At 73.9% G+C, this 21,020-nt stretch carries 19 protein-coding genes; 7 read left to right on the top strand and 12 right to left on the bottom strand.

Going from position 1 to position 21,020, the window contains the following annotated elements; genetic code table 11:
* Positions 1 to 64 precede the first annotated feature (64 nt).
* Positions 65 to 661, top strand: coding sequence for a carbonic anhydrase (locus AMK24_RS26235; RefSeq protein ID WP_073771359.1), 597 nt, complete (start codon positions 65 to 67; stop codon positions 659 to 661).
* Positions 662 to 733: 72 nt separating this feature from the next.
* Positions 734 to 2,215 (top strand): SulP family inorganic anion transporter, encoded by a 1,482-nt coding sequence (locus AMK24_RS26230; protein ID WP_073771358.1) that lies wholly within the window; start codon positions 734 to 736, stop codon positions 2,213 to 2,215.
* Positions 2,216 to 2,464: 249 nt separating this feature from the next.
* Here the strand turns inward: AMK24_RS26230 and AMK24_RS26225 are convergent, their stop codons facing one another.
* Both AMK24_RS26225 and AMK24_RS26220 read right to left on the bottom strand, forming a co-directional pair.
* Positions 2,465 to 2,902, bottom strand: a complete 438-nt coding sequence (locus AMK24_RS26225; protein ID WP_073771357.1) for a DUF2267 domain-containing protein — start codon at positions 2,900 to 2,902, stop codon at positions 2,465 to 2,467.
* A 179-nt stretch (positions 2,903 to 3,081) separates the two neighbouring features.
* The gene (locus AMK24_RS26220; RefSeq protein WP_073771356.1) at positions 3,082 to 3,513 is read right to left on the bottom strand and encodes an Hsp20/alpha crystallin family protein; all 432 of its coding nucleotides are present in this window, start codon (positions 3,511 to 3,513) and stop codon (positions 3,082 to 3,084) included.
* A 138-nt stretch (positions 3,514 to 3,651) separates the two neighbouring features.
* Between AMK24_RS26220 and AMK24_RS26215 the strand changes: the two genes are divergently transcribed.
* Complete coding sequence (locus tag AMK24_RS26215; RefSeq protein WP_073771457.1) at positions 3,652 to 4,335, top strand: HSP18 transcriptional regulator; 684 nt, start codon at positions 3,652 to 3,654, stop codon at positions 4,333 to 4,335.
* A 79-nt stretch (positions 4,336 to 4,414) separates the two neighbouring features.
* Here the strand turns inward: AMK24_RS26215 and AMK24_RS26210 are convergent, their stop codons facing one another.
* Positions 4,415 to 5,203: an SAM-dependent methyltransferase gene (locus tag AMK24_RS26210; RefSeq protein WP_073771355.1), complete on the bottom strand. Its 789-nt coding sequence runs from the start codon at positions 5,201 to 5,203 to the stop codon at positions 4,415 to 4,417.
* 299 nt (positions 5,204 to 5,502) lie between these two features.
* Between AMK24_RS26210 and AMK24_RS26205 the strand changes: the two genes are divergently transcribed.
* Together AMK24_RS26205 and proP are read left to right on the top strand one after the other, a co-directional pair.
* A complete protein-coding gene (locus AMK24_RS26205; protein WP_107427471.1) occupies positions 5,503 to 7,008 on the top strand; it encodes an alpha/beta hydrolase family protein in 1,506 nt (501 codons plus the stop codon).
* Between the two features lie 199 nt (positions 7,009 to 7,207).
* Positions 7,208 to 8,704 (top strand): glycine betaine/L-proline transporter ProP, encoded by a 1,497-nt coding sequence (gene proP / locus AMK24_RS26200; protein ID WP_073771456.1) that lies wholly within the window; start codon positions 7,208 to 7,210, stop codon positions 8,702 to 8,704.
* Between the two features lie 99 nt (positions 8,705 to 8,803).
* Here proP and AMK24_RS26195 read toward each other — a convergent pair whose 3' ends face one another.
* Entirely contained in the window at positions 8,804 to 9,763 is a 960-nt protein-coding gene (locus AMK24_RS26195; RefSeq protein ID WP_073771353.1) for a 5'-nucleotidase, read from the bottom strand.
* A gap of 81 nt (positions 9,764 to 9,844) precedes the next feature.
* Positions 9,845 to 10,030, bottom strand: a complete 186-nt coding sequence (locus tag AMK24_RS26190; RefSeq protein WP_073771352.1) for a hypothetical protein — start codon at positions 10,028 to 10,030, stop codon at positions 9,845 to 9,847.
* A 166-nt stretch (positions 10,031 to 10,196) separates the two neighbouring features.
* Between AMK24_RS26190 and AMK24_RS26185 the strand changes: the two genes are divergently transcribed.
* Positions 10,197 to 12,257 carry a neutral/alkaline ceramidase gene (locus tag AMK24_RS26185; RefSeq protein ID WP_073771351.1) on the top strand — a complete coding sequence of 687 codons (2,061 nt, stop codon included), beginning with the start codon at positions 10,197 to 10,199 and terminating at the stop codon, positions 12,255 to 12,257.
* Between the two features lie 4 nt (positions 12,258 to 12,261).
* On the opposite strand, the gene AMK24_RS26180 is transcribed toward AMK24_RS26185, so the two are convergent.
* The 4 genes from AMK24_RS26180 to AMK24_RS26165 form a co-directional block, all read right to left on the bottom strand.
* Positions 12,262 to 12,744 (bottom strand): NUDIX hydrolase, encoded by a 483-nt coding sequence (locus tag AMK24_RS26180; RefSeq protein ID WP_073771350.1) that lies wholly within the window; start codon positions 12,742 to 12,744, stop codon positions 12,262 to 12,264.
* A gap of 10 nt (positions 12,745 to 12,754) precedes the next feature.
* Positions 12,755 to 14,365: an apolipoprotein N-acyltransferase gene (gene lnt / locus AMK24_RS26175; RefSeq protein WP_073771349.1), complete on the bottom strand. Its 1,611-nt coding sequence runs from the start codon at positions 14,363 to 14,365 to the stop codon at positions 12,755 to 12,757.
* Between the two features lie 124 nt (positions 14,366 to 14,489).
* Positions 14,490 to 15,053 carry a hypothetical protein gene (locus AMK24_RS26170; RefSeq protein ID WP_073771348.1) on the bottom strand — a complete coding sequence of 188 codons (564 nt, stop codon included), beginning with the start codon at positions 15,051 to 15,053 and terminating at the stop codon, positions 14,490 to 14,492.
* A gap of 82 nt (positions 15,054 to 15,135) precedes the next feature.
* Entirely contained in the window at positions 15,136 to 15,921 is a 786-nt protein-coding gene (locus AMK24_RS26165; protein ID WP_073771347.1) for a glutamate racemase, read from the bottom strand.
* A gap of 58 nt (positions 15,922 to 15,979) precedes the next feature.
* On the opposite strand from AMK24_RS26165, the gene AMK24_RS26160 reads away from it, so the two are divergent.
* Positions 15,980 to 17,158 (top strand): glycosyltransferase, encoded by a 1,179-nt coding sequence (locus AMK24_RS26160; protein WP_073771346.1) that lies wholly within the window; start codon positions 15,980 to 15,982, stop codon positions 17,156 to 17,158.
* Between the two features lie 47 nt (positions 17,159 to 17,205).
* On the opposite strand, the gene AMK24_RS26155 is transcribed toward AMK24_RS26160, so the two are convergent.
* The 3 genes from AMK24_RS26155 to AMK24_RS26145 all read right to left on the bottom strand — a co-directional run bounded on the left by AMK24_RS26155 (position 17,206) and on the right by AMK24_RS26145 (position 20,856).
* Positions 17,206 to 18,477 (bottom strand): TerD family protein, encoded by a 1,272-nt coding sequence (locus AMK24_RS26155; protein WP_073771345.1) that lies wholly within the window; start codon positions 18,475 to 18,477, stop codon positions 17,206 to 17,208.
* 167 nt (positions 18,478 to 18,644) lie between these two features.
* Entirely contained in the window at positions 18,645 to 20,174 is a 1,530-nt protein-coding gene (locus tag AMK24_RS26150) for a SulP family inorganic anion transporter (protein WP_073771344.1), read from the bottom strand.
* Between the two features lie 82 nt (positions 20,175 to 20,256).
* Positions 20,257 to 20,856 carry a carbonic anhydrase gene (locus AMK24_RS26145; RefSeq protein WP_073771343.1) on the bottom strand — a complete coding sequence of 200 codons (600 nt, stop codon included), beginning with the start codon at positions 20,854 to 20,856 and terminating at the stop codon, positions 20,257 to 20,259.
* Positions 20,857 to 21,020 lie beyond the last annotated feature (164 nt).

Genomic DNA, 21,020 nt, shown 5'->3' with positions numbered 1-21,020 from the left:
CATTCACCGATATGACCCGACCACACCGCTCCCCGGTACCACCGGATGCAGGAGGCAGGCCACCATGCAGTCCCTCGTAGAACACGCCCGCTCATTCACCGAGCACGTCGCCGCGAACGCAAAGGACTTCGCACGTCTCGCGGACGGCCAGACCCCCGAAGCACTCTTCGTCACGTGCTCGGACGCACGGGTCGTCCCCTCTCTCATCACCGGCGCCCGCCCGGGCCAGCTCTTCGAACTCCGCACCGCGGGGAACATCGTCCCGCCCTATCCGGCGGAGGACCGGCCCACCGGCGAAGCCGCCACCATCGAGTACGCGCTGCGCATGCTCCAGGTGCGCGACATCATCGTCTGCGGGCACTCCCACTGCGGCGCGGTGGGCGCGATCCTCCGCGGTGACGACCTCTCCGCCATGCCCGCCGTCCGCCACTGGCTGGCGCACTCCACGGACGGCCGTACACCCCCCGCCGGCGCGGGCGACCTGCCCGGCGCGGTCCAGGCCCACGCCCTCGCCCAGCTCGACACCCTGCGCGGCTACCCCGCGGTGCGCGAGCGGATCGCGGACGGCTCCCTCGGTCTGCACGCCTGGTACTACGAAGTGCACACCGGTTCCGTCAGCGTCCACCGACCGGAGCGCGGGACCGAGTTCGCCCGCCTTTGACGGTTTCCCTCCCCCCCACGCTCGCAGGTCCGGCCCAGGCCGGACACGACCGTAACCGCAAGGGAAACCACCGTGATCTCCGCGAAGGAACTCAAGAACCCCCACGTCGTACGACGGGACCTGCTGGCGTCCCTCGTCGTCTTCCTCGTCGCCCTGCCGCTGTGCGTCGGCATCGCCGTCGCCTCCGGCGTCCCGGCCGAACTGGGCCTGGTCACCGGCATCGTCGGCGGACTCGTCGTCGGCCTGCTGCCGGGCAGCAGACTCCAGGTCAGCGGCCCCGCCGCCGGACTCACCGTCCTCGTCTTCGAAGCGGTCCAGGAGTTCGGCCTCAGCACGCTCGGCCCGATCGTGCTCGCCGCCGGACTCCTCCAGACAGTGCTCGGCCTGGCACGCTTCGGCCGCTGGTTCCGCGCCATCTCCGTCTCCGTGGTGCAGGGCATGCTCGCCGGCATCGGCCTGATCATCGTGCTCGGCCAGGTGTACGCCATGGCCGACATCGAGCAGCCGGGCAGCGGCCTCTCCAAGCTGGCCGGGCTCCCCGGCCTCGCCGTCGACATCGTCACGGACCAGGAAGCCCTGACCGCCTTCGGCCTGGGCGCCGGCACGATCGCCGTGCTGCTGGTGTGGCCGAAGCTCCCCGCCACCGTCCGTACCGTCCCCGCTCCCCTCGCAGCGGTCGCCCTGGCCACCGCGGTCGCCTTCCTGGCCGGGCTGCGGCCAGCGGTGGCCGATGTGAACGGGCTGCTGCACGCCATCGACCTCCCCGGCGGGGCGGAGTTCGCCCGGCTCGCCGACGTGGCGGTCATCGGCACCGTGCTGGCCTTCGCCCTCATCGCCTCGGCGGAGAGCCTGTTCAGCGCGGCGGCCGTCGACCGGATGCACGACGGTCCCCGCACCGACTACGACAAGGAGCTGGTGGCCCAGGGCGTCGGCAACACCCTCTGCGGGGCGCTCGGGGCACTGCCGATGACCGCGGTCATCGTGCGCAGCGCCGCCAACGTCCAGGCCGGGGCGACCACCGCTCTCTCACGTGTCGCCCACGGTCTGTGGCTGCTGCTGTTCGCCGCCCTGCTGCCCGCCGCCGTCGGGATCATCCCGCTGGCCTCGCTCGCCGGAATCCTCGTGCACGCCGGGTGCAAACTGGTGCCCGCCAAGGAGTTCGGGCCGCTGTGGCGCGAACACCGCGGGGAGGCCGTGCTGTTGGCGGTCACCGCGATCGCCATCGTGGTGACCAACCTCTTCGAAGGGGTGGTGCTCGGCCTGCTGCTCGCGGTGGTCAAGTCGGCCTGGGAGACCTCGCACGTCCAGCTCACCACCCATGAGCTGACCGGCGGCCGGGTCGTGGTGACCCTCACCGGGAACGCCACCTTCCTGCGGCTGCCCCGCATTCTGGAGCAGGTGGAGAAGCTCCCGCAGGACCAGCCCATCGAGCTGGACCTGACCGGGGTGCGCCACCTCGACCACGCCTGCCGGATCGCCCTGGAGAACTGGGCACGGCGGCACAACCACGCGGAGACCGAACCGGTGACGATCCGCCGGCAGCCCTCTCCCTGAGGGCCGTTCCGATGCCCAGGATCGGCCCGGGGCATGTACGGGGCGGCCGAAGGCCGGAGTGACCCTGCCGGGCGAAGAGCGGGCCGCACCCGAAGGGCGGGTGCGGCTCCGTTCCAGGCCGCGGGCAGGGGCCTTGGGCGCCGGGCCTGGGCCCGCGCCGAAGACGTCCCGTACGACGACGGTGCGGGCCCGCCCCGACCTCACGGCTTCGCGGCGGCCCGGTGACCGGACCGCCGCGAAGTCTTCGGATCAGGCCGCCTGGGCGAGGAGTTCCGCGCGGCCGAAGAGGAGCGCGTACCCGGGCGGGAGGCAGCTGACGACGTCGGCGACGAGGTCGTCACCCACCAGCGCGGCGATCTGGCTGAGGACCACGCCGGCGTCCCACCGGGCGGTCGCCGGGGTGCCGCCGGTCAGCTCGGCCAGTTCACGGACGAAGGCGGCCCCGGGAAGCTGTTTCACGGCAGGGACCTCCGCGGTGAACACGCGGGCGGCCTCCTCGGGCAGGGCCGCGGCGAGCGCGACCCGCTCGTCACCGGTGACCTGCCGGCCGAGCGCGCCCAGCACGGCGCGCAGGCTCTCCTCGGCACGTTCGCGCGTGGGGTAGGCGCCCTCGTACCGGATCTTCTCCAACAGCAGGCCAAAGGTCGTGTCCATCGGTGCGCCGGTGGGCCGGGACTCGTGGATCATCGTGGCGGCAGCCCTTCTCGTCCGTACTGCTCGTGTCGATGCGCCGCCCACCCCCGCGGCTCGTCGTCGAGTCGGCGCGGGGGCGGGCAGCGAGGTGAAGCAAAGTCAGATGCTCACCGCATGCCCGCCGGGGCGCGGGTCACACCTGGACAGCGGGGGAAGAATCAGGATGACCTGGATCAGCCCTTGAGTTCCTTGCGCCGGGACTCCCCGCCGATGGCGATCTTGCGGGGCTTGGCGCGCTCCGCGATCGGGATACGCAGGGTCAGCACACCCGCGTCGTAGTCGGCGTCGATCCGCTCGGTGTCGAGGGTGTCCGCGAGGACGATCTGGCGGGAAAAGGCCCCCAGGGGCCGCTCGGACAGCTCCATCTGCACGTTGTCGGCGTTGACCGCGGGCCTGCGCTCGGCCTTGACGGTCAGCATGTTCCGCTCGACATCGATGTCGATCGCCTCCGGCGACACACCGGGGAGATCGAAGGCCACCACGTACTCGTCGCCCTCCCGGTACGCGTCCATCGGCATCGCCGAAGGGCGCGACCAGGTGCCGGGGCGCAGGAGTTGCTCGGTGATCCGGTCGAGTTCACGGAAGGGGTCGGTACGCATCAGCATGACGGGAAACACCTCCGGTCGTTCGGGCGGACAGCCCGCGCTTTTCACCTGCCCCTGTTGTAGCATGTCATCCATCCGATGACAACTGGCCGTGTCACCCCAAGGATGACGAAGGTCGAGCACCCCGAGGAGACCCTCATGCCCGCACCGGCCCCGCACGAGCCGCCCGGAGGCCCCGCCCCGGACGCCGTCTCCTTCCTCGCCGCGTGGGCGGCGCTCCAGACCATCGGCGAGGCGGTCCGCGAGGCGCACCTCGACACCGGGGAAGCGGCTTCCGGCCCGCCCCCGGCCGCGGAGCGCGCCCAGGCCCTGGCCTCCCTCCAGCTCCTGCGCGAAGTGCGGGAGCAGCTCGCGGGCTGGGAGACCGGGCTGATCGAGACGGCCCGTGCGGCGGGGGCGAGCTGGGCCGACCTCGCCGACCCGCTGGGCGTCGCCAGCCGCCAGGCTGCCGAACGGCGCTATCTGCGGCTCCGCCCCGGCCCCGAGGGCAGCACCGGGGAGCAGCGGGTGCGCGCGACCCGGGACCGCCGGGCGGGCGACCGGTCGGTCACCACGTGGGCCCGGCAGAACGCGGCGGACCTGCGGTCGCTGGCGGGCCGGATCACGGCGCTGGCCGATCTGCCCACCGCGGCGGACCCCTCGCTGGAGCGGCTCCGCCAGGCGCTCGGCACCGACGACGCCGCGGCCCTGGTCACCCCGCTCACCGCGATCCACCCTCATCTCGCTCCGGAGCACGGGGAGTTGGCGGATCAGGTGGACTCCCTCACCCACCATGCCGGCCGGCTCCGCGAAGACACCTCCGCCCGGCGGCGGGGCGACTGACCGCCCGGGGCGGGGGCGCGGGGCGCACGCGAGAGGTCTGCCCGTCCTCCGTGCCCCTCGCGCCCCGCCCGCCGTACGGCTACGGTTTGCGGGCGACGAGGCCCCATTGGTCGACCGGTACCGCGTCGTCCTCCTCGGGCCGCCAGCGGTCGATCGGGACGAAGCCGGGTTCGACCGGCTCCAGCCCCTCGGCGCAGGCGGTGATCTCCTCCGGTTCCCGGACGAGGTAGGGCGGGTTGTCCCCCGACGCGTACGCCTCCTGCGCCGCCAGCGTCTGCGGGGTCTTCACCGTGTCGCAGAGCACCAGGAAGCTGCCCGAGGGCATCCGGGCCAGGTAGCGCCGTACGACGTCGATGCCGTCGGCCGGGTCGAGGTGCCCCAGGGTCGAGAGGAGCAGCACGGCGACGGGTTCGGACAGGTCGAGGGTCTTCGCCGCCTCGGCCACCACGGCGTCCACCTCGGAGAGATCGGCCTCCACGTAGGCCGTGCGCCCCTCGACCGCGCTGGTCAGCAACGCTTCCGCGTGGGTGAGGACGATCGGGTCGTCGTCGACGTAGACGATCCGCGACTCCGGGGCGACGCTCTGTGCCACCTCGTGCGTGCTGTTCGCCACCGGGAGCCCGGTGCCGACGTCGAGGAACTGGCGCACCCCCGTCGAGACGAGGTAGTGGATCGCCCGGATCTGGAAGGCGCGTGAGGCACGGGCGATGTCCGCCATCTGCGGGTAGGCCGCGCTCACCGCTTCGGCCAGGCGCCGGTCCACCGGGTAGTGGTCCTTGCCGCCCAGCCAGGCGTTCCAGACGCGCGCCGAGTGGGGGACGTCGGACCTGATCCTGCGGCGGAATTCGTCGTCGTCGTCGACGCTCATGGCTCTCCTCTGCCGGCTGTCCGTACACGGCGGTCGACCGGGGGCGCCGGCCGCCGGGCCCTGTCGGCGACCGTACCGTGCCGCCCGGCGGCACGCAGCGGGGCCGGGCCGAGGATTCGTGCCCTCGGACGATCCGGCCCACGCCCCCCTGTACGCGCGACTCCCCGTCCGCCGCCGCCCGGCCGGCCCGGAGTACCCGTACGGGATGACGGGCGGCCCCTCCGTATGCGCCTCAGGTCGCACACGGTCGCGACGTCAGCGCGATGTGCGGAGACCTCGCCGGATCCGACGATGACGGCATGACCGAATCGACCGGGCTGCCCCTGTCCGCGGCCGAAGCCCTGACGGTGCTCGGCGCCTTCGTCCTCGTCGTCGCCCGCTGGCTTCCCGAGCGGTGGCGCGGCCCGGCCGCGCTCGCGTCGGGGGCGCTGCTCGTGGGGTCGGTGGCCGTCCTCATCACGGCGGGACCGCGCTGGCAGCTGGCGCCGGTGGTGGGGGCGGCCGCCGTAGCGGCGGCGTTCGCCCTCGCCCCGTGGCTGTCGCGGCGCTCCGGCCGGACGCCGCGACGGGCCCGGTGGTGGGCGGCCCTGCCGGGGACGGTGGTGTGCACAGTGCTCGTGGCCGCGGGGCCGGTGGCCGCGTGGGCGTTTCCGGTGCCGGACTTCCCCGAGCCGTCGGGGCGCTTCCCGGTGGGCACGCGGACGCTGGAATGGGCCGAGTCCGCGACCGGAGCGGGACGGGGGGAAGGACCGCGTCCGGCCGGGGCGGACCGGAGGGGGCGGCAACCCGCCGGGGCGGGGCGGGGCGCGGAGTCCCGCCCGCTCGTGGTGCAGCTCTGGTACCCGGCGGGGCGGACCGCGCGGGACGCCCGGCGCGCACCGTACCTCGGACGGACCGAAGCGGAGGCGCGTACGGTCTCGGCGGCGCTGGCCGACTACTCGGGCGTCCCCGGCTTCCTGCTCGACGGGCTGCCGCGCGCCCGGAGCCACGCGGTGCCCGGCGCCCCCGTCGCGGACGGCGGGGGCCGCTTCCCCGTGGTGCTGTTCTCCCCCGGGCTCGGCGGTGTGCGGGGGCAGAACACCGCCTGGGCCGAGGAACTCGCCTCCCACGGCTACGTGGTGGCCGCTGTAGACCACCCGTACGACTCCGCGGCCGTGGTCCTGTCGGACGGCCGGACTCTCCGGACCCGGGTCACCGCCACCGGCGACCCGGCGAAGGACGAGGCGTTGGCGGAGGGGTGGACCCGGGCGCGGGCGGCGGATCTGCGGGCGGTGCTCACCCGCCTGGAGCGCGTGCAGAGCGGTGCGGTCGCGGGGCCGTTGAGCGGGCGGCTCGACACCGGCAGAGTCGCGGCGACCGGGCACTCGATCGGGGGTGCGGCAGCGCTCCTGGCGGCCCGCGAGGATGCCCGGTTCGACGCGGTCGTCGACCTGGACGGCTACCCGCGCGGGCCCGTCGGCGGACGCTTCGCGCAGCCGGTGCTGGCGCTGACCCAGGAGATCGGCCCGGACACCGACCCGGACTACCTCCCCCGGCTCACCCGGCTGCTGGAGCGCGGCGGGGCGACGAACTACCGGCTGACCGTTCCCGGGGCCGCGCACCTCACCTTCACCGACGCCCCGCTCTACCTGCCGCCGGTCCCCGGCGTGGTCGGTTCCCGGGGGCGTGCGGAGAGCACGCGGATCACCTCCGGGGCGACCCTGTCCTTCCTGGACGCCACCTTGCGCGGGGCCCCCGTCGACCTGCCCGCCGCGCTCTCGGCCCACGGGGAGGTGGCGGTCCACCGGCCCCGGGCCGTCCGCTGAGCCTCTCCCTCACCCGTGCGCGCCGCCCGGGAGGCCGGGGCCGGAGGGCAGGGCCAGAATCGGAGGCGCTGAGCCCCGGGACGCCCCGTGCCCCACCACGGCGGTCGCCCTCCCGGGCGGAGAGGGCGGACCGATGGCCGGACCGGCACGGCGGGGACGTACCCCCCGGCGCGGGAATGACAGCGTGGCCGTGGAACGCATGGTCCGCACCCTCATCCGCCGGCGCAAGAAGTCGTTCCGCGAGGGGGACGTCACCGTCACCGATCCGCCGAAGGTCCGGCGCGCGGTGACGGCGGCGGCCCTGGGCAACACCATGGAATGGTTCGACTTCGGGGTCTACGCCTATCTGGCCGGCACGCTCGGCAAGGTCTTCTTCCCCTCCAGTTCGCCGGGCGCGCAGGTGGTGTCGACGTTCGCGACCTTCGCGGCGGCCTTCCTGGTGCGTCCGCTGGGCGGGCTGGTCTTCGGGCCGCTGGGCGACCGGGTGGGGCGGCAGAAGGTCCTGGCGCTCACGATGATCATGATGGCGGTGAGCACCTTCGCCGTCGGCTTCCTGCCCACGTACGCGGCAGTCGGCTTCGCCGCTCCGCTGCTGCTCCTGGTCTGCCGGCTGGTGCAGGGCTTCTCCACCGGCGGGGAGTACGCGGGCGCCACCACGTACATCGCGGAGTACGCCCCCGACAAGCGGCGCGGCTTCCTCGGCAGCTGGCTCGACTTCGGCACGTTCGTGGGCTATTCGCTGGGCTCCGGGCTGGTCACCGTGCTCACCGCGGTCCTCGGCGCGGACGGGATGACGGACTGGGGCTGGCGCATCCCGTTCTTCGTCGCGGGCCCGATGGGCGTCATCGGGCTGTACATGCGGCTCAAGCTGGAGGAGACGCCCGCCTTCCAGCAGGAGGAGGCGTACCGGGCCGGCTCCGGGGACGATCCGGCCGAGGAGGCGCGGCAGTCGGGCAAGGGGCGGCTCAAGGAGATCTTCACCCGGCACTGGGAGGCCGTGCTCATCTGCATGGGCCTGGTGCTGCTGTACAACGTCACCAACTACATGGTGACCTCCTATCTGCCCACGTACATGTCCTCCACGCTGGGCGAGCCGGAGACCACCTCCCAGTTGCTGGTCCTCGGCACGATGCTGCTGGTGGTGCTGCTCATCACCACCGTGGGCCGGACCTCCGACCGGTGGGGCCGCAGACCGGTGTTCATGGCGGGCAGCCTGGCTCTGATCGCGCTGTCCGTGCCCGCCTTCCTGCTGATCCGGCAGGGCGGCATCCTGCTGCCGGCGCTGGGATGCGGGGTGCTCGGGCTGCTGCTGGTCTGCTTCGCGGGGACGGCGGCCTCGACCCTGCCCGCGCTGTTCCCGACCCGGCTGCGCTACGGCGCGCTGTCGATCGCCTTCAACATCTCGGTGTCGCTCTTCGGCGGTACCACCCCGCTGTTCGTCTCGGGCCTGGTGGAGGCCACGGGCAACGAGATGGTGCCCGCGTACTACCTGATGGCGGCCGGGATGATCGGGCTGGTGGCCACTTTCTTCCTGCACGAGACGGCGGGACGGCCGCTGCGCGGTTCGGGTCCGATGGTGGAGACGCCCGAGCAGGCCCGGGAGCTGGTGGCGAGGAGCCGGACCGCGGCGGGCCGCCAGGCGCGCGACGTGTGGCTGCGGGTGCGGAACCTGTGGCGGGGGCCGTCGCGGCACTGAGGGCGTGCGGAACCCCCGTTCGCGATCACGGGCCCGAGGCCCGCACGGGTGCTCCCGCCCGCGGTTCCGTACGCCCGCGGGCTCCGGCTCCGTACGGGGTCAGGCGCCCGGGGCCGCGGGGAGGGGCGCGGCCGGCTCGTTGAGCCTGCCGAAGGGGACGTGCACGCTCGGGGTGGTCCGCGAGGTGCTCTCCAGGTGGCCCTGCTGATCGTCGAAGAAGATGTGCGGCTTCAGGATGCCCATGATCCGGCCCTTGTCGATGCCGCCGAGGAAGAACGCGTCGTTGACGGTCACCCCCCACCCCTTGAGGCTCTGCACCGCCCGGTCGTGCGCGGGCGCGTTGCGCGCCGTGACGAGGGAGACGTGCAGGCGGATGCGGTAGTCGGGATTCTTCCGGCGCTCCTGCTCCTCCCGCTGCTGGATGCGGTTCACGTTCGCCAGGAAGTCCCGCAGCGGCCCGGCGTCGTGCGGGACGGCGGCGTTGGCGATCTCGTGGGCGCGGAACTTCTCGATCCCGCCCTCCTGGAACACCTGCTCCGACGCGTCCGTGGCCAGCACCCCGTCGAAGTCGAAGGAGATCCGCAGGTCGTGGTCGTCCGCGTCGTCCTCGTAGGGAGCGCCCAGCACGTGCCCGGCCGGCAGTCCGGCCGCGACCGCCTCCCGGACGTCCTTCTCGTGCGCCGAGAGGAAGAGGGACATGTTGAGGGCGGGCATGAAGCGGTGGGGCGAGCGGCCCTGCATGAAGACAGCGCGGGTGATGGGCAGTCCGTGGCTCTCTATGGAGCGCATGACCCGCAGCCCGGTGTCGGGGTCGTTGCGGGACAGGACGATGACCTCGACCAGGGGGTCGTCCACCTCGGCCAGGTCGTTCAGCGACAGCAGCCGCCGGATGAAGGGGAACGCGGTCCCCGGGCGGAGCGGGTCGCCGATGTGCCGCTCCTGGTGGGCGCGGTAGCTCTCCTCGCCCTGCTCCCGGAAGACGGCGTCCGATTCGGTCAGGTCGAAGAGCGCGCTGGACGCGATTCCGATCACCAGCCGGTCGGCGAGTTCGTAGGTCACGGCGTCCCCTCCGGTCGGCCCCTTGCCGACCCGCCCCCACTATCGCACCGCCGTACGACCGTTCCCGCCCGGGCCGGGTGTTCAGGTCGGCGGCAGGGCGCCGTCCCCGGAGGTGGCCGACGGCTTCCCGATGGCGTACGCGTACAGGGCGATGGCAAGGGCGATGCCCGCTGCGCCCTCCGGGAAGCCGGACCGGTCGAGGGGGCGTTCCGGCAGTGCGTGGGCGGAGCGGAAGCCGAAGGGGGCCTCCAGGCCCCGCCGTAGCACCAGGAGTCCCGGCCGCCTTCCGGCGGCCCGAGCGATTTACCGGCCGGTAGACATCTATGCGGCGCGGGTCGCACTGCCCTACGGTCGGGGCACCGCCCCGCCCCTCCCGGCCGGTGTGCCGCCGGTCCGGGCCCGGGGCGTCCCGACTCCCGCCCCAGGAGGCCCCATGCCGCCCCCCGCCGTCCGCCGCTCCCGGCTCAGGCTCCCCGTCGCGGTGCTCGCCGCCGCCCTCACGGCGGTCACCCTCGCCGGCCCCTCTCCCGCCTCGGCGTCGGAGACCGCCGCCGAGGCGGGCTACCTCGTCGGGCGCGGCATCGCCGACGTCACCGGCGAGGCCGCCGAGACCGGGATGATGGGCTACTCCAGCTTCGACCAGAAGACCTCGGGCATCCACCAGCGCCAGCGGTCGCGCGCCTTCGTCGTCGTCGACCGGGCGAGCGGCAAGCGCGTGGTGTACGTCAACGCCGACCTGGCGATGATCTTCCAGTCCGTCCGCCAGGGCGTCCTCGCCCGGCTGAAGGAGCGTTACGGCAGCCTGTACGACGAGGCGAACGTCCTGCTGTCGGCCACCCACACCCACTCGGGGCCCGGCGGGTACTCCCACGACGTCGCCTACAACCTCTCCGTCCTCGGCTTCCAGAAGGAGACGTACCGGGCGATCGTCGACGGCATCACCGACTCCGTCGCCCGGGCGCACCAGGACCTCAAGCCCGGCACCATGAGCCTGGGCGCCGGCACGCTCACCAACGCCAGCGTCAACCGCTCCCGCGAGGCCTTCGACCGCAACCCGGCCGCCGACCGAGCCGCCTTCCCCGACGCGATCGACCCGGCGATGACCGTGCTGCGCTTCGAGCAGGGCGGCGAGGAGGCGGGCGCGATCAGCTGGTTCGCCACCCACAACACCTCGATCACCAACAAGAACACGCTGATCAGCCCGGACAACAAGGGCTACGCCTCCTACGCCTGGGAGCACGGCCACGAGGACGTGCGCTACCTGGACGACGCCCCCGGATTCGTCGCCGCCTTCCCGAACACCAACGCCGGCGACATGTCCCCCAACCTCAACCTCAGGCCCGGGTCCGGGCCCACCGAGGACGAGTTCGAGAACGCCCGCGTCATCGGCGAGCGCCAGCTCGACAAGGCCCGCGCGATCTACCGGGACGCGCGGCCCGTCGCCGGAGGGGTCGACTCCCGGCTCGCCTACGTCGACATGGAGAACGTGACCGTGGACGGCGCGTACACCCCCGACGGCGAGGAGCACCGCACCTGTCCCGCCGTCGTGGGCGCGTCCACCCTCGCGGGCAGCGTCGAGGACGGCCCGGCGATCCCCCTCTTCGAGGAGGGCATGCGCACCCCCGTCGCCCCCATCCTCGAAGCGCTGCGCGTCGACACCCCGTCCTGGCTCGCCACCTGCCAGTACCCGAAGGCGAGCCTGATCCCCACCGGCCTGCTGAGCGAGGTCCACCCGGTCACCCCGAAGCGGCTCCCCCTGCAGATCATGAAGATCGGCGAGCTGCACCTGGTGGCCGCGCCGGGCGAGTTCACGATCGCCTCCGGACTCCGCGTACGCCGCACGGTGGCCGAGCGCCTCGGCGTACCCCTGGACCGCGTCCTGCTCCAGGGGTACGCCAACGCCTACAGCCAGTACGTCACGACGCCGGAGGAGTACGACGCCCAGAACTACGAGGGCGGCTCCACGCTGTACGGCCGCTACACGCTCCCCGCCTACCAGCAGGAGTACGCCCGGATCGCGGACTCCCTGCGCGCGGGCACCGCGCTGGAGCGGGGCACGGCGCCGCCGGACGAGTCGGCACGGCAGTTCACCTTCCAGACCGGGGTCGTGTACGACAACCCGCCCTCGGGCAGGACGTTCGGCGCGGTCCTCAAGGCCCCGGAGGGTTCGTACGCGCGCGGCTCCACCGCGACCGCCGAGTTCGCCACCGGCCACCCGAAGAACAACGTCCGGCGGGGCTCCACCTTCCTGGAGGTCCAGCGGCTGGAGAACGGCACGTGGAAGCGGGTGCTGGACGACGGCGACTGGGAGACCACCTACCGCTGGACCCGGCTCAACGGCCTCACCGGCACCTCCAAGGCCACGATCACCTGGAAGATCGCCCCGGACACCGCGCCCGGTACCTACCGGATCGTGCACCACGGCGACGCGAAGAGCCTGCTCGGAAGGGTCACGCCGTTCACGGGGGCGACGGGGGCGTTCACCGTGGGGTAGAGGTTCAGGTCGCGCGCGGGGTGGGCTGGAACCAGGCGGGGCCCTCGGTGAGCGCCTGCTTGATCCGGAAGAGGGCGAACTCACCGAGTGGCGGGAGCCCGTCCAGCGGGAACCAGCCCACCTCCAGCGACTCGTCGTCGTTGACCCGCGCCTCGCCGCCGGTGGCCCGGCAGCGGAAGGTGATGTCCAGGTACTGGCAGCGGTCGCCGTTGGCGTACTGCACGGGCGCCAGCGCCTGGGTGAGCACCACCCGCTCGGCCACGCAGTGGACGCCGGTCTCCTCCAGCACCTCGCGCTCCGCCGTCGCCGCCGGCTCCTCCCCCGGCTCGGAGATCCCGCCGACGACCGACCACTTGCCGGTGTCCGCGCGGCGCCCGAGCAGCACCCGCCCCTCGTCGTCGAGGACGACGGCCGTCACGCCGGGCAGCAGGAGCAACTGGTGCCCGGCGGTGGCGCGGATCTCGCGGATGAAGTCTGGGGTGGCCATGGGGCCGAGCCTACGCGGCCGCTCGGCCGCTACCGCGCGGTCCCCCGGCCCGGCGTGACCGGAGGGCCGAAGCGCCCGCCCAGCCCACGGCCGCCAGGGCCAGCAGCGCGATGACGCCCTCGGGCAGGGGGCCCATGCGGGTGGCCGGAGTGAGCGAGGAGCGCAGCGGGACCTCCTCGACGAGGGCGTCGGGGGTGAACATCCCGCTCTTCTCCACGATCGTGCCGTCGGGCCGGATCACCGCGCTGACGCCGCTGGTGACGGGCACGACGACGGCCCGACCGTGCTCGACGGCCCGCACCCGGCTCATGGCGAGCTGCTGGTAGGTCATCTCACTGCGGCCGAACGTGGCGTTGTTGCTCGGCACGGCGATCATCTGTCCGCCGTGGGTGACGGTGTCGCGCACGGCGTCGTCGAAGGCGGCCTCGTAGCAGGTCACGAGCCCCACCTCCGTCCCCGCCAGGTCGAACACGCCGACCTCGGTTCCGGGGACGAACTCGCGCTGCACCCGGTCGACGTCCTCGCTGAAGAACCGGGCGACCGTGCGCATCGGCATGTACTCGCCGAACGGCTGGATGTGGCGCTTGTCGTAGGTGGCGGACGGGCCCTTGTCCGGATCCCACTCGATGAGCGTGTTGCGGAGGCTGTCGGGGCCCTTCTCGACGACCGAGCCGACCACCGTGGGGACGCCGATCGCCTTGACGGCGTCGTCGATGACCTCGCGGGCGTCCGCGTTGAGGTAGGGGTCGAGGTCGGAGGAGTTCTCCGGCCACAGGACGAAGTCGGGCTGCTCGGCCTTGCCCGCCTTCACCTCTTCGGCCAGCTGGGTGGTGCGCCGCGCGTGGTTGTCGAGGACGGCTCGGCGCTGGGCGTTGAAGTCGAGTCCCAGGCGCGGCACGTTGCCCTGGATCGCGGCGACGGTGGCGGTGCCGTTCTCCGCCGAGTCGTCGACCAGCGGCAGTGCGGCGAGGGCCCCGGCGACCGGTACGAGGACGCTCGCGGCGGCCCCGGCGACGGCCGCGCGGGAGATCTTCCCGGTGCTCCGGTACGCCGTGGCCCGGCGTACCGCCTCGTAGAGGCCGAAGCCGCAGAGGACGACGGCGAAGGAGAGCAGGGGGGTGCCGCCGAACGCGGCGAGCGGCAGGAAGACGCTCTCGGACTGGCCGAAGGCGATCTTGCCCCAGGGGAAGCCGCCGAAGGGGATCCGGGCGCGGACCGCTTCGTCCAGCGTCCAGACCGCGGCCGCCCAGAAGGGCCAGTACGCGAGACGGGTGACGGCGGCGATGCCCAGGCACCCCACGGCGACGAAGAGGGCCTCCGCGACAGCCAGGGCCAGCCACGGCACCGGACCGACGTCCTCTCCGGTCCAGTGCAGCAGCGGCAGCATGAAACCGAGTCCGGCCAGGAGGCCGAGGCCGAAGGCGGCCCGCAGCCGGCGCCCGTGCAGCACCCAGCCCAGCAGCGCGAAGCCGGGCAGCACGAGCCACCACACGGTCCGGGGCGGGAAGCTCGCGTAGAGCAGGAGCCCGGACAGGACGGCGGCGGCGGGGCGCAGGAGCCGGCGCGGCAGGCCGGTGGTCCGGGGCGCCGGCGGGGGCGGCGAATCGTCTACGGGAGTCATGGTGGCGCTCACCCGCCGGAGTCTACGGTGGACGGCTGTGAGCACCGGTGTCGACCTGCCCGGGGCCGGGACGCGGACGGCGGGGCGGGCCGCCGGGGGCGGGGCGGCTTCCTCGGCGGCGGGGTCAGTCGCGGGGCCGGCGGCCCGCGGCCGGCAGGTGCAGGCGTTGGCGGATGAACCGTACGGCGGACTCCGCCTCGTCGACCGTGACGGTGAAGACGTGGCCGTCGCCGAGCCGCAGGGCCATGCCCTCGCCCTTGCGGACCACGACGGCGGTGCCCTGTTCGGGCCGCCAGCGGTAGCCCCAGCCGCCCCACTGGCGCGGAGTGATCCGGGGGACGAACTCCGCGCCGGTCACATGGCTGAGCAGGATCCGGCGGCGCGGCAGACCGGCGTGGCCGCAGCGCACCTCCAGGCTGTCCCCGTCCACCCTGACCGCCACATGGACGAAGGCGAGGGTGCCGAAGAGGATCAGCAGTCCGGCGGCGAGGCAGCCGATCACCGACATCAGCAGCGGGGCGATGCCGGAGGTCCAGGCGCCGTCCACGGCCAGCTCGATGCCGAGCGCCACGCAGCCCGCGCCCGCCAGGGCCGGCAGCCACTGGAGCCGGTTGGTGGCGCGGCCGTTCCACTCGGCGGGCGACGCCTGGCTCGACCCGTGGGCGGCCTGCTCGGGGTGGTCCGTCATATCCAGCAGCGTAGCCGCGTTCGACCCGCCCGGCCGGGGCGGCGGGGGCCGATCGGGCTACCTGGGCCGCTGAGGGGGCCGGTCAGCGGACGGGTGCTCCGGCGGCCAGGACGCGGCCTTCGGCGTACGTCAGGGCGGCATCGGGGAGGGCGGCGACCCGGCCGCCCTGGAGCACGGTGAGCACGCCGGAGGGTTCGGCCGTCGGGGCGGGGTCCGCCCCGATCCGGCGCAGCGCCTGGGCGGCGACCGCTCCGGCGGAGCCGTGCAGGGCGAGCGGAGGGCGGCCGGGGCGCTGCACGGCGTCGCGGATGCGGCCCGCGACCAGCTCGTAGTGGGTGCAGCCGAGGACGACGGCCCGGACGTCGGGCGGGGTGAGGGCGGCCGCCGCGGCGACGGCCCGGTCGATCCCCCCCTCGTCGCCGTGCTCGACGGCGTCGGCGAGGCCGGGGCAGGGGACCTCGGTGACCTCGGCGAAGCCGCCGAACTCCGCGATCAGTCCGCGCTGGTAGGGGCTGCCGGTGGTGGCCGGGGTGGCCCAGATGGCGACGGAGCCGCCGCCCGCCGCCGCGGGCTTGATCGCGGGGACGGTGCCGATGACCGGCAGCGCGGGCTCCAGCTCGGCGCGGATCGTCGGCAGGGCGTGGACCGAGGCGGTGTTGCAGGCGATGATCAGCGCGTCGGGGCGGTGGGCGGCGGCGGCACGGGCGACGTCCAGGGCGCGGGCGGTCAGGTCCTCGGGGGTGCGCGGCCCCCAGGGCATCGAGCCGGGGTCCGAGGAGAGCACCAGTTCGGCGTCGGGCCGCAGGCGGCGCACGGCGGCCGCTGCCGCCAGCAGGCCGATTCCGGAGTCCATGAGCGCGATCTTCACCCGGTCACCCTAGCCGACAGCCCTTGCGGACCCTGCTCGGTGGGGCAGACTTCGGCGGATGAGCGCCGTTGCCTGGATCGCCGTGGGTTCGCTGATCGCGTGGGTGTGGCTGCTGCTGGGGCAGGGCTTCTACTGGCGGACGGACCAGCGGCTCCCCCGGCGCGGCGACCCGGTGCGCTGGCCGTCGGTGGCGGTGGTGGTGCCGGCCCGCGACGAGGCGGGGATGCTGCCGGTGAGCCTGCCGTCGCTGCTGGTCCAGGACTATCCGGGGGACGCCCGGGTCATCCTCGTCGACGACTGCAGCAGCGACGGCACCGGGGGGCTGGCCCGGGACCTGGCCTCCCGGTACGGCGGTCTGCCGCTGACCGTGGTGACGCCCGGGGAGCCGGAGCGGGGCTGGACGGGCAAGCTCTGGGCGCTGCGGCACGGGATCGCGGTGGCCCGGCGGGACAAGCCGGACTTCCTGTTGCTGACCGACGCGGACATCGCCCATGAGCCGGACAGCCTGCGCGACCTGGTGGCCGCCGCCGGCTCCGGCGGCGAGGGGTTCGACCTGGTGTCGCAGATGGCGCGGCTGCGGGTGGAGAGTTTCTGGGAGCGGCTGGTGGTGCCCGCGTTCGTCTATTTCTTCGGGCAGCTCTATCCGTTCCGGCGGGTGAACCGGGCCCGGTCGCGGACCTCGGCGGCGGCGGGGGGCTGCGTCCTGCTGCGGACCGAGGCCGCCGAGCGGGCGCGGATTCCGGACTCGATCCGGCAGGCGGTCATCGACGACGTGTCGCTGGCCCGGGAGGTGCGGCGGGCCGGCGGCCGGATCTGGCTGGGGCTCGCGGAGCGGGTGGACAGCGTGCGGCCCTACCCCCGGCTGGCGGATCTGTGGCGGATGGTCGCGCGCAGTGCGTACGCGCAGTTGCGGCACAACCCGCTGCTGCTGGCGGGGACGGTTCCGGGGCTGCTGCTCGTCTACGCGGCCCCGCCCGCGACGCTGGTGGCGGGGGTGCTGAGGGGCGACGGGGCGGCGGCGTGGGCGGGCGGCGCGGCGTGGGCGGTGATGACGGCGACGTACCTGCCGATGCTGGCGTACTACCGCCAGTCCCTGTGGCTGGGTCCGCTGCTGCCGGTGACGGCGGTGCTGTACCTGCTGATGACGGTGGACTCGGCGGTGCAGCACTACCGGGGGCGGGGGGCCGCCTGGAAGGGCCGTACCTACGCGCGCCCCGAGGCCGCGCCCGACCGGTGACGCCCCCCCGGGGGGGGCGGCCGGTCCGGGCGGGCGCCGCGGGCGGGTCACTTGCGGCCGGGCGTCCAGTTCATGCCCCAGCCGTAGGCGGCGTCGATGGTGCGCTGCGGGCTGACGCCCCGGTCCGGTACGAGGTAGCGGGCCTCGCGCCGCACGGTGAGGTCGCCGCCCTCGTGGGTGAGGAGGGCGAGGGCGCAGACGGTGGAGGGCACGGTGCATTCGTCGAGCGAGAAGTCGATGGGCGCGCCGTGCTGCGGCTGGAGGGTGACCGTGGCGTGCAGGTCGGCGAAGCTCCGCGCGCCCTCGTAGATGGTGACGAAGATCAGGACGCGCCGCAGCAGGTGCTTGTGGTCGAGGTTGATGGTCATGTTCTCGCCGCTGGAGACCGCGCCGGTGCGGTCGTCGCCGTCGAGGTGGACGAAGGGCGGCCGGTCCAGGGCGCCGAACGCGTTGCCGAGCGCCTGGACCACTCCCTTGCGTCCGTCGGCGAGTTCGTACAGGGCGCAGAGGTCGAGGTCGAGGTCGCCGTGCACGGCGACGGCCCGTCCGAGCTTCGCTCCCCACCCCTTGAACTGTTTGCGCACCTCCCAGTTGAGGTTGACGCGCAGGGCGCCGGAGGTGCCGCCCTGCTTGGTGAGCGAGACGGACGGGGCGCTCTTGGTCAGCGTGACCTTGGTCAGCCGTACGGGCGCGGGGGCGGACGGGGCCTCGGGCGGAGCCGGCGGGGCGGGCCGGGGCCGCGACGGGGCGGCGGGGGCCTGCGGGGCGGGCGGTGCGTGCCGCGGTTCGTCCACGGAGATGCCGAAGTCGGTCGCCAGTCCTTCGAGGCCGCTGCTGTACCCCTGCCCGACCGCCCGGAACTTCCAGGCGCCCTGGCGCAGATACAGCTCGCCGAGGATGAAGGCGGTCTCGACCGTGGCGTCCGTGCTGTCGAAGCGGGCCAGCTCCGCGCCGCTCGCCGCGTCGGTGACCCGCACGTGGAGTCCGGCCACCCGGCCGAAGGCGCCGCCGTCCGCCGACGCCGCGATGACGACGCGCTCGATGGCGGGCTCGATTCTCCCGAAATCGACGACGAGGGTGTCGGTGACGCGGTCGCCGGCGGTCCGCTTGCCCTCGTGCCGGACCGCGCCGGAGGCATGCGAGGGCTGGTTGTAGAAGACGAAGTCCGCGTCGTCGCGCACCCTGTCCGCCGCCAGCAGGAGGGCGGAGGCGTCGACGTCCGGGGCGCCCGGTGCGGCCTGTCGGCCCACCTCGACGCGTACGGTGCCGGCCGGCAGCGGAACGTTGCTTCCCTTGTGCATGGTCATGGTCGCCCCCATCGCGAATCCGGCTGCCCGCAGGCATGTGCCCACAACCTAATCCCCTGCCCGTCGGCGGCGTACCGCCCACGCCCGGCGGGCCGGGCGGCGGACGGCCCGGGCGCCGCCTTCGGCGGCGGCGCCCGGGCCGTCGTGAGCCTGCGTTCGGCCGGGGCCGGGGCGCCGGACTACCGTCCGGGGGCGGGGCGGCGGCTGTCCGGAGCGGCGGCCGCGAGGGCGGCCTCGCGCTGTGCGCCGTCCGCCGCGGGCCCGGTGGCCCCGGCGGCGCCGGTGTGCGTGGACCACGCCTCCAGCGCGGTGCGGCAGGCGTGGTCCAGATGACGCAGCCGCGAGAGGTTGAGCTCCACGGGCCGGTCCTTCGGGAGGGCCTCCAGGGTGTCCAGGATCAACGGCAGGCGCAGGAACGTGGCACTGCCGCTGAGGACGACCGTGGTGCGGTCCTCCCGCTCGTCGACGTCGAGCCGGACGGCGGAGGTCTCCCACGCCGTCTTGACCACGGCCAGTCCGATGCCGAGCAGGACGCCCATGAACATGTCCGTGAGGATGATCGCCAGCGCGGTCACGATCAGGACGACGGCCTCGCCCCGGTGTTCGCGCCAGAGCGGCCGGATGGTCGTGACGGGAATGAGCTTCGCACCGGCGTGGACGAGGATCCCCGCGAGGGCGGCCACGGGGATCAGGCCGAGCACGGCGGGGAACAGGGCCGCGAACAGCAGCAGCCACACCCCGTGCAGGATGCGGGACGCCTTGGTTCGGGCGCCGGCCTGGACGTTGGCCGCGCTGCGCACGATGACGGCGGTCATGGGCAGCGCGCCGACGAGGCCGCAGAGGGTGTTGCCCGTGCCCTGGGCGATGAGTTCCTTGTTGTAGCGGGTGCGCGGTCCGTCGTGCATCCGGTCCACGGCGGCGGCGCTGAAGAGGGATTCGGCCGAGGCGATGAGCGTGAAGGCGAGGACGGCGCCCAGAAGTCCGAGGTCCGCCAGGAGACCGAAGTCGTCCAGGCCCGTCAGCCGCAGCGAGTCGACCAGGCCCCGGACCTCGATGGTGGCGACGGGCAGGTCGAACAGCGCCACCGCCGCGATGGCGATCCCCACGGCCACCAGAGGCCCGGGGAGAATCCCGGGCAGGCGGCCGGGGAGCCGTTTCCACAGGATCAGCACGGCGATGGCGCCGACGCCGACGGCGGTGGAGGAGACCGCCGCCGCCCCGGTGATCCGCGTGAACAGGCCCGGCAGCCCGGCGAGGTTGTCGAGCCCGCTGCCGGGGGCGCTCGCCCCGGCGACGGCGTAGAGCTGGCTGCTGATCAGGACCAGCCCGATCCCGGCGAGCATGCCGTGGACGACCGCGGTCGAGATGGCGCGGAACCACCGGCCGAAGCCGACGAGGCCGAGGCCGACCTGGAGGAGTCCCGTGGCCAGGACGAGGATGCCGAGCGCGGCGACTCCGTGGGTGGTGACGGCCTCGTACACGAGGACGGTGAGCCCGGCGGCCGGGCCGCTGACCTGGAGGGAACTGCCGGGCATCGCACCGGCGACCAGGCCGCCGACGATGCCCGTGACCAGGCCCAGTTCGGCGGGGACACCGGAGGCGACCGCGATCCCGACGCAGAGGGGGACGGCGACCAGGAACACCACGATCGAGGCGAGGACGTCGCGGGACACGACGTCCGGGCTTAACCGGAGGCGGATGGAGGACATGAGAGCTTCAGCTCCTTGAGGAGTGGGGGGAGACAGGGGGTGGCGGCGGGGGCGGCCCGCGGTGCTCACCCTCGGGTCGCTGTCACAGGGAGGAGAAGGTTCCGGTGGAGGTCCGATGGGTTCGCACGGCGCCGGTGTGGACCTCGTAGTACCAGGCGTGCAGTCCCAGCCGGCCCTCGCTCACGGCCCGGTCCACGCACGGGTAGGCGCGCAGGACGTCCAGTTGCGCCAGCGCGTGGCGCTGTACGGGCTGTTCGCAGTCGGGGCCGAACCCCTCAGGGTCCTGGAAGCCGCCCGCGGGGGCGCACCGGCCGAGCCAGCCGCGTACCGCGGGCAGGGACCGCAGGTCCTCGCCGCGGGCCAGGGCCCCGACCGCACCGCAGTGGGAGTGGCCGCAGAGGACGATGTCGGACACCTCCAGTACGCAGACCGCGTACTCGACGGTCGCCATCTCACTGGTGGGCGCGTCCGGGTCGTAGGGCGGGACGATGTTCCCGGCCGTGCGCATCTCGAACAGTTCGCCGGGCCCCGAGCCGGTCAGCAGGGTGGACACCACCCTGGAGTCGGAGCAGGTGATGAACATCGTGGACGGCCGCTGGCCGGCCTCGAACTCCTTGAGGTCCCGGCCCGATCCGCCCCAGCGGGCGGGAAAGGCGCGGGCGTGGTCGATGAGTCGTCGCACAGGGGTCCTCCGTACGGAAGTGGCGTGGCTCGTCGCGCGGGGGCACTTCCCCGGCGCCGACCGGGCCTTCGTGGTGTGGGGGCGGCCGGACGCCGCGAGGATGCGGTGCGGGGCGGCTCCACGCGGGGCAGCCGGGGGGTTCGCCTCCGTGTCTGCTGCCGGGC

The organism is Streptomyces sp. CB02366 (assembly GCF_001905905.1).
Taxonomy (GTDB): domain Bacteria; phylum Actinomycetota; class Actinomycetes; order Streptomycetales; family Streptomycetaceae; genus Streptomyces.
The sequence above is the reverse complement of the archived record's forward strand: the minus strand, read 5'-3'. Positions and strand labels throughout refer to the sequence as shown.

Bases quoted from the DNA above. Each gene is read 5' to 3' on its own strand.
- AMK24_RS26155 (WP_073771345.1), bottom strand. From the start codon at position 18,477: ATGGGGGCGACCATGACCATGCACAAGGGAAGCAACGTTCCGCTGCCG.
- AMK24_RS26150 (WP_073771344.1), bottom strand. From the start codon at position 20,174: ATGTCCTCCATCCGCCTCCGGTTAAGCCCGGACGTCGTGTCCCGCGAC.
- AMK24_RS26225 (WP_073771357.1), bottom strand. From the start codon at position 2,902: ATGATCCACGAGTCCCGGCCCACCGGCGCACCGATGGACACGACCTTT.
- lnt (WP_073771349.1), bottom strand. From the start codon at position 14,365: ATGACTCCCGTAGACGATTCGCCGCCCCCGCCGGCGCCCCGGACCACC.
- AMK24_RS26160 (WP_073771346.1), top strand. From the start codon at position 15,980: ATGAGCGCCGTTGCCTGGATCGCCGTGGGTTCGCTGATCGCGTGGGTG.
- proP (WP_073771456.1), top strand. From the start codon at position 7,208: ATGGTCCGCACCCTCATCCGCCGGCGCAAGAAGTCGTTCCGCGAGGGG.
- AMK24_RS26235 (WP_073771359.1), top strand. From the start codon at position 65: ATGCAGTCCCTCGTAGAACACGCCCGCTCATTCACCGAGCACGTCGCC.
- AMK24_RS26180 (WP_073771350.1), bottom strand. From the start codon at position 12,744: ATGGCCACCCCAGACTTCATCCGCGAGATCCGCGCCACCGCCGGGCAC.
- AMK24_RS26215 (WP_073771457.1), top strand. From the start codon at position 3,652: ATGCCCGCACCGGCCCCGCACGAGCCGCCCGGAGGCCCCGCCCCGGAC.
- AMK24_RS26185 (WP_073771351.1), top strand. From the start codon at position 10,197: ATGCCGCCCCCCGCCGTCCGCCGCTCCCGGCTCAGGCTCCCCGTCGCG.
- AMK24_RS26220 (WP_073771356.1), bottom strand. From the start codon at position 3,513: ATGCTGATGCGTACCGACCCCTTCCGTGAACTCGACCGGATCACCGAG.
- AMK24_RS26210 (WP_073771355.1), bottom strand. From the start codon at position 5,203: ATGAGCGTCGACGACGACGACGAATTCCGCCGCAGGATCAGGTCCGAC.
- AMK24_RS26170 (WP_073771348.1), bottom strand. From the start codon at position 15,053: ATGACGGACCACCCCGAGCAGGCCGCCCACGGGTCGAGCCAGGCGTCG.
- AMK24_RS26205 (WP_107427471.1), top strand. From the start codon at position 5,503: ATGACCGAATCGACCGGGCTGCCCCTGTCCGCGGCCGAAGCCCTGACG.